Raw genomic sequence first — 7,078 nt, 5'->3', positions numbered from 1 at the left:
GGTCCACGTTCGCTGTCTGATCCGAGCCGATGCGCACGATAGGCTTGGTCGCCGGCGATGGGCCGGGCACCTCATGGCTCACGACCAGCTCCGCATCGGGCTTTTCCTTGTCGGCCTTGAGTGCGATCCACAGCGTGCAGCCGGCCAGATCCTCAAGGCCGCCCTGATCGTCCTCGATGCTGACCTCCAGCGGCCAGGTGTCGCCGCGGTAGAGATCCTCGATTTCCTGCACGCGCATGGGTTCTTAAAGCCCGTTCAAGTCCGTGTGGAAGCCCGCTTACTTGCCCTTGCCGGCCTTGCCCTGGTCGCCCTTATCGGCGTCGCCAGAGGCCTTCTTGCCGTCGTCGATCTCCTCGACGGTCAGCATCGGCTCGGTCTTGATGGCGGCGAGCTGCTCCTTGGTGAAGCGGTCGATCGGGTGATCGGTCGGGGTGGTCGAGTGCGCGATGCCGCCACGACGGAAGCCGTCGCGCTTGCTGGTGATCCGAAGAACCTTGGCCATGTCGATCTCCTGTTGGTCCATGAACTGCGGGCGGGGAACTGCCCAGGATCCCCGCCCGCCACTTCCTCGGTGCTCTTCCGGCTAGTTCCTGGGCGGACTAGACGGCCTCATCGCTGCGCGTCGTGGTGGTATTCGTTATCAGCCGGCGCCGGTGGAGCCCACGCACAGCTGCCAGAAGCCGTAGCCGCCGGCGGCGCGCGCTTCCGCGCTGTACAGGAACTTGCGCAGGTTGAACACGGTCGGCGAGTTCGGATCGACCATGCTCACCAGCACCGGCTTCTTGCGCTCCTGGTAGATGAAGGGCTTGATGGCCTTGGTGGTGTCGAGCACGAACCACGCGGTCTGCGAGGTGATCCAGGGATTGACCACCAGCTCCATGCTGTTCTTGTAGGGGTTCGGCTTGCCGTCCTCGAGGCGGTCGTTGGTCAGCAGGGCACGCGCTGTGTCTTCCAGCGCCGGCCCGACCATCAGCACGTTCGGCGTGGCGCCCAGCGGCCGGCCCTCATCGTCCTTGAACAGGCGCATCGCGGTGCGCGCGGCGCCCAGGCTGGCCTGGGCCGCGGCGAGCGTGGTGATCGACAGGGCCGCCGTCAGCTTGTTGCTGACACTGGCGCCGGCCACCGGATGGTCGGTGTCGCAGAAGAACTGCCCGTCGAAGCACGGATTGGCGAACGCGCCGTTGACCAGCTCGCCGACGATCTCATCGGGCAGCTGCTTGGCCGAGAAGCCGGCCGAGGCGGCCTGCGGGCCGATGATGCCGAGGTTATCGTCCTCGATATCGTTACGGTCGATCTCGATGGTGGCTTCCCAGTCGTCGTTGACGATCGTGTACTTGAAGGCCTCCAGCGACTTCACGAACTTCGCACCAACCCAGCGCCGCATCTTGGGGAAGTTGCTCAGCCACTTGTAGTTGTTCTCGCTGCTGGTCGAAGGCACCAGCATCGCGATCTTCTCCCACTGGCTGGGCGCGGCGTCGAAGGCCTTGTGGAACGAAGTCTTGATGTTCCGGAAGATCTCTTCGAGGTTGGCCTTGTTGATCACCAGGCCGGCGAAGCCGAAGCTGAGCAGGCCGAGATCGTGCAGGGACGCGGCACTCGCCAGAGTCACCGGCATGGCGGGCGCGGTGGGCACGGCGAGCAGGAAGCAGGCGGCCGTGAACACGGCGACTGCCAGGAAGGTGAACAGTTTCGAGAGTCGCATGGTGGCTCCTAGTGCGATGTGTGATGGGTGGGTGCGTGGGCGCCCTGTTACTCGACCCAGACGCCGTCGGATTCGACGCCGACCACGATGCCGGCCGCCGACTGGGTGTTGCCGCCGGCGTTGGTGGCGGAGACGGTCTCGTCGTCGACGATGTAGCAGACCTTGCCCAGGGAGGCCTGGGTCACTGGGTCGCTGCCTGAGTTCTTCCACTTGAACGCACGGCCGCGGCGCACGCGGATGGACTTGTCGCCGGGGTTGCCGGCGCTGTTGTCCACGGTCTCCTCGGCGCGGCCGAGGTAGGTCAGCGTGGTGGCGGTGGCGCCCTTGGTGGCGTAGCCGGTGGCGTTCGCGCAGACGATGCCGCCGGCGAGGATCTTGCTGGCGGACATCGGAACCGAGATCACCTCGGCGTCCTGCATCGCGGTGTTGCGTTCAGCGGTCAGAGGGGGCATGAGTCCAGACTCCTATGTAAAGTGAGATCGGATAAGGCGTTTGGCCGATCCTGAAAGCCCGTCCGCGGCTAGGCCGCGTACTTGTGCAGATCCTCGGGCGAGTTCCCGAAGGCAGCCGCGATATCGGCGGCTGCGCCATTCAGCGCCTTGGCCTTGTCCTCGCGCTTGCGGTCGAGGTCGGTATCGCTGCCGATCACCGGCGCGGCGGCGACGAACTTCTTGAACTCCTCGAGCCCGCCCTCCTTGCGGCACATGGCGGTGTAGTAGTCCTTGGTCGCCGGCGTGATCTTGCCGGCCTTGAGCGCGTCGCCCACGACGGTTTCGATCTCGGCGTCGCGCTGCGCATCCTTCATGGTCTGCAGCTGCTGCTCGGCGTTGGTCGCGCGCTCGACCGCCTGGTTGTAGTCGGCACGCGGCACAAACTTGTCCAGGCTCGGGTGCTCGGCGGAGTTGCGGGCGGTGGCCAGCTCGCTCTGCAGCGACTTCAGCGCGTTGACCGCCTGCTCTTCCGTGGCGTCATCCTTCAGGTTGAGCATCTGCAGCAGGGCTTTCAGGATCGGGTTCATGTCTTCGGTCTCCTGTGAGGGATGTGCGCTGTTGAGCGCCAGGTTGAAGTTGGGTTGGTTGACCAGGGCAGCGCTGGTGATGCGCACGATCTCGCCGGTGCCCTTGAGGTACGTGAACACCGGGGACAGGTAACGGTAGGCCAGCGACTTCACCAGCTCGGCGCCTTTCTCCGTCCAGCGCACCTTCGCCCACACGCCGCCGTTCTGCGCGATCAGCTCCTCGATCCAGCCGGTCGCCGGCGCATCGCCGCCTTTCGGCGCGACCAGCTCCTGGGCATGGTTGATGTCGATCGGGATGGGCTTGTCGAAGTTCGCTGCCACCTTGGCCGGGTCCGGCATCCGCCAGCTGCGGCCGTCGGCACCACGCACGATGCCGTCAGCGCCTGGCGGCGGGATCACCTGGACGAAGGTGGGGACCGCGCCCTGGGCGGGCGGCGGCAGCATCGAGCAAAGGGCGGCAGCTGGCGCCGGCTCGGCTGAGCACAGGGCAGTGGAAATGGCGGCGGGCAGCTGCATACGCTGCCGACTGTAGGGGGGCGTGCGCAGCCGGATAATGCTGAAGGACTTCAGCAGGCTGCTATCGGGGGGTCGGCCCTATCTTGCGGGCGGCCGGAGGGCTTGGCAATGGGGCAAACCGGGCCTGCCGGGCGCTTTGGGCCGGTTTGGGTCTGCCGGGCGGGCTTTCAGGGGCCGAAAACCCCGTTTAATTCCCTCCAGAAACGTTTAAATGGGTCGGGGGTGCACCCTGGCTGCCCTGAACGCCCTGGCGGGCTTGTAGCGCCTCTCAGGCGGCCTGTCAGTCGTGGGCGGCGGCGTGAAATGGAAACATGTCACCTTGTACCGGCTGATCGAGCGGCTGGGTTGCTTGATTGAACGCGCGCCACATGAGACCCGGCGCATCCGGGTGATCCGTGGCATGGATCATGTAGTACATGATTGAGCCGACGCCGTCCTCCACCTCATAGATTGGCCAGGCGAAGGCGGATCGGTACCCGAGGTCAGATACCATCCGTTGACTGACCAGGTCTCTCACCTGCACTTGACTTAGCTTTTTCAGCTCGCCCCAGCTGTCATCACCCCACCAATTCACGATGGCGGTGTCATTCACCGTGGTGCCGGCCAGTGCGCGGTGCAGCCATTTCACCGCCAGAAAGTAAAAAAGTTCTATTTTCAGGTCGCCCGTCTTGTGTCTGGCGAGCTTTGAAACCGTGCTCCAATGGCACTCGAACGTCCGTTGATCTAGTAAAGCAAAGGTCGCTTGCTTTTCATCGATAACACCACTTGCGAGAATCTCATCGACCTTCGTATTGAAGTCGCCCACCAGCACCTTCCATTGGCGCTTAGGCTCCTTCTTGCGTCGCGGAAGTTGAGAATCGACAAGTTGTTGAAGTGCTACAGCGCCGTCGGGATCCAATTCACAGAAGAAGAAATTGCGGAGCCACCTTGGCTCGCATTCCAGCACTCGCTTCGCTGCCCAAGATTCCGGGTGGTCTGGAGCCTGCGGACCAGCGAAGCCATCGATGTAAGTGCCGTGCTTGGTCACTAGCACGAAATAATGAAGGTATAACTCAATGAGACGCGCCTTCTGATGGGACCATACTGGATGCCGCAGCTGACGCACAGTCAGCTGCTTGCGCACCTGCTCTGAGTCGAGCAGATCCGGGAAAAGATCTCGCGTTTGCGTGTCGCGTCCCGGTATTCGTCGCATCCTAAGACTCTACCAGAGTAGGCACCCCGTCCCAGGTACGTCCGTTCAGCATTCGACCGGTCACATTTTTGCCGAGTTTAAACAGCCGCACTGGCCGACCGTTGCGACCTGGCATTTCAACACTCATCACGGCACGCCGATCGGCTGGCGATGCCGGACCCCAATGACCCCACTGCTTAAAGTGGAACGGCACACCAGCGGCCAGACACTGGTCTCGCAAGCCTTCCACCCATAGCGGATTCATCGGTCTTGAGTGATGTCCACTTTCACCGCCAGCAATCACCCAGTTGATACCGCGTGGCTTGCCGGGCGGCCGTAACCAACGTTTCAGTTTCAATACGCCGAGCAAAGGCTCGCACGATACAAAGCGCACAGCGGCGGGCATATCGACGATCAATGGGATCCGCATCTGTGCGTACTTCATGTCCTCAACCGTCGTGCCGAGCCATAGGTTGCGCGGCCAAGCTTTGCCCCAAGGTACCGAGGCGCGCACGTTCTCGGGGCGCTTTGTAAGTAGCAACCAGTCCAGTGATGGCGTCTGCTCGATCAGTGGCCATAGCCTCGCTCTCTGATCAATGAGATCCGCTCGGTCCTCAAACACGTCCGCCATTGATGCGCAAAAAACCCGGCGCCGTTCGCCGGCGCGGCGCGCTTCGGCTTCCCAGCGCAAAGGTTCGCGCCAATGGTGATCGGAGAAAAATCTACGCTGTGTATCGTCGCCCCCCCATAGTTCAAGCCCAAGGCGTTGTGCCCATGTCTCCGCGTAACAGTGCTTGCACGCTGGCGATACCTTCACGCAACCCCACCAAGGGTTGAAGGTATGATGTGTCCATTCAATTTTGCTGTTTTGGCCCATATCGTTAAGTTTGTCGGATACGATCACTGCAGACTACTTGCTCAGCACCGGAATCATCGAGCATTTTCTGGCTCGACAGGTGAGCTTGGACTAGCTGCTATAATAACCACAGGCAGGCGTGACACGGTGAAATTCTCCCGGCCGTAGCACGCAGGGCAACCTGCGGAGCGCCATGTGGGGTTTCCGCTTCCAGCGGGTGGGAGGCCCCACCGCCTGCCTCTTTACGACTTCCCCGCGTGACCTCGGTCGCCGGGTGCAGGCCCCCGAAAGGGGGCTTTGCTTTTTCAGTCGTCGCCGGCCAGCAGACGGCGCAGCTCGCGATCCAGCTTGCCCGGATCGCCGGACAGCCGGCGGAAGCTGGTCATGAAAAGCGTGTTGCCGCTGCGCGTGGATTTCACCACCGTCACATGCCCGCCTGGCTCGTTCAGCAGGAAGACGATCGTGTTGGGCGAGTCCTGGATCCTGCGGCCCCGGTTGATCGCTTCCTGTGCCTGGATGTATTCCTCAGCGCTGATTTCCGGGTGCGCATCGCGCTGCTTCAGCACCGTATCCTTCGACAGCAGCACGGTAGTGGTCTTGGAACCGATGCGCTCCGCATCCGCCCTGGGCATGATGGCTACCGGGAAATCTCCATCGGGTTTCTCATAGAAGTTTTTGAACAGGCCCGCCGAGAACAGTGTGCGGACCGACGACTGTGCGATCTCAGGCGTCACTCCTTCGAGCTTGGAGCTGTACTGCTTTAGCGCGCGCGCCAGGCGCGACACCTGGCCGGGGTTAGTGTCCCAGCCCGGATCGATGCCCACCGGCACCCTCATCACCTCGCCGGTGCGACCGTTGACCCATTCGCGCGTGCGCACTGGCGGCGCCTGGCGGATAACCTTGATGCGCCGCGGCTGAAGCCGGCCGGTGGGCAGGCCCGTGCGATCGTCACGAACCGGGGGCGCGGTGGGATCCTGGAAGCCTTCCTTGTCCAGGCGCTCAGCCTCGGGGCCGCTGACCTGGCGCACGGAGCACTTGCAGCCCCAGCCGTTGGGCGGCATGTGCGTCTTCCAGAACGGATCGTCCACCGGCAAGAGCAGCCCGTACCACTGCCGGTGCTCCACGCGCGGCTCGCGCGCGGTACTGGCGACGTACAGCAGGTATGGCAGTGCCTTCTTCGTGCGCTCGATGCGGTCCCACTGGCCGGCGGCGCGTGCGGTGCGCATGTTCGCCTGGTAGATGGTCTTGAGCCGCCGCGGTGAGCCGAGCTGCACCTGGCGCGTCTCGCCAGTGATCGGATCGGTCTGCTCCCGGATGCCCCACCAGCCCTTCTGCTCCAGCTTAGGCCGTAGCTGCCTTGAGAAGTCCCGGAGCGTCTGGCCCTGCTCCAGCGCCTGGTCCACCGCACCCCGGATGTCTTCCAGGATGTCCGTCTGCACCGCCTTGGCGACGGTGAACTGAACCGCGTGCTCCTCGCGCCATACGTCGGTCCAGTGGAAGCGCTTGTCCTCGGGCGCCAGCTTCTTGGCGCGCAGATACTCGATCGCTTCCTTGGGGATCGGCCCCGGCGAGGTCAGCTCGGGCGGCATGGATCAGTCGGTCTCGTCGGTGGCGACGCCCAGCGCGCGGGCCTTGAACGCGGACAGCGCGAGCTGACGCAGCAGGTCACTCGCATCCATGTCCTTGAGCAGCGCGGGCAGCTTGGCCAGGAACTCTTCGTAGCTGGACGATTCGGCCGCGAGCTTCTCGATCGCGCTCACCGTGGGCTCCAGCTGCTCCTGCCAGTCGGCCAGCGCCTCCTCGGCCAGGCGGTCA

At 63.6% G+C, this 7,078-nt stretch carries 9 protein-coding genes; all 9 read right to left on the bottom strand.

From position 1 onward, the window contains the following. A partial coding sequence (locus VNJ47_10840) for a hypothetical protein (GenBank protein ID HXG29328.1) occupies positions 1-238 on the bottom strand: 238 nt, incomplete at its 3' end. 39 nt (positions 239-277) lie between these two features. Further along, the gene (locus VNJ47_10835) at positions 278-502 is read right to left on the bottom strand and encodes an HI1506-related protein (protein HXG29327.1); all 225 of its coding nucleotides are present in this window, start codon (positions 500-502) and stop codon (positions 278-280) included. A gap of 138 nt (positions 503-640) precedes the next feature. Further along, positions 641-1,702 carry a Mu-like prophage major head subunit gpT family protein gene (locus tag VNJ47_10830; protein HXG29326.1) on the bottom strand — a complete coding sequence of 354 codons (1,062 nt, stop codon included), beginning with the start codon at positions 1,700-1,702 and terminating at the stop codon, positions 641-643. 47 nt (positions 1,703-1,749) lie between these two features. Beyond that, positions 1,750-2,154, bottom strand: coding sequence for a hypothetical protein (locus tag VNJ47_10825; protein ID HXG29325.1), 405 nt, complete (start codon positions 2,152-2,154; stop codon positions 1,750-1,752). 68 nt (positions 2,155-2,222) lie between these two features. After that, on the bottom strand, positions 2,223-3,164 hold the full coding sequence (locus tag VNJ47_10820; protein HXG29324.1) for a phage protease: 942 nt from the start codon (positions 3,162-3,164) through the stop codon (positions 2,223-2,225). Between the two features lie 352 nt (positions 3,165-3,516). Beyond that, the gene (gene tcmP, locus VNJ47_10815; protein HXG29323.1) at positions 3,517-4,428 is read right to left on the bottom strand and encodes a three-Cys-motif partner protein TcmP; all 912 of its coding nucleotides are present in this window, start codon (positions 4,426-4,428) and stop codon (positions 3,517-3,519) included. 1 nt (position 4,429) lies between these two features. Beyond that, positions 4,430-5,311, bottom strand: a complete 882-nt coding sequence (locus VNJ47_10810) for a phage Gp37/Gp68 family protein (GenBank protein ID HXG29322.1) — start codon at positions 5,309-5,311, stop codon at positions 4,430-4,432. A gap of 257 nt (positions 5,312-5,568) precedes the next feature. Continuing rightward, positions 5,569-6,852 (bottom strand): phage minor head protein, encoded by a 1,284-nt coding sequence (locus VNJ47_10805; GenBank protein HXG29321.1) that lies wholly within the window; start codon positions 6,850-6,852, stop codon positions 5,569-5,571. Between the two features lie 3 nt (positions 6,853-6,855). Beyond that, on the bottom strand, positions 6,856-7,078 hold a 223-nt coding region (locus tag VNJ47_10800; GenBank protein ID HXG29320.1), incomplete at its 5' end, for a DUF935 family protein.

It is taken from the genome of Nevskiales bacterium, assembly GCA_035574475.1.
Classification (GTDB): Bacteria; Pseudomonadota; Gammaproteobacteria; order Nevskiales; family DATLYR01; genus DATLYR01.
Note: the sequence above shows the minus strand (reverse complement) of the source record. Positions and strands in the feature narration are given on the sequence as shown.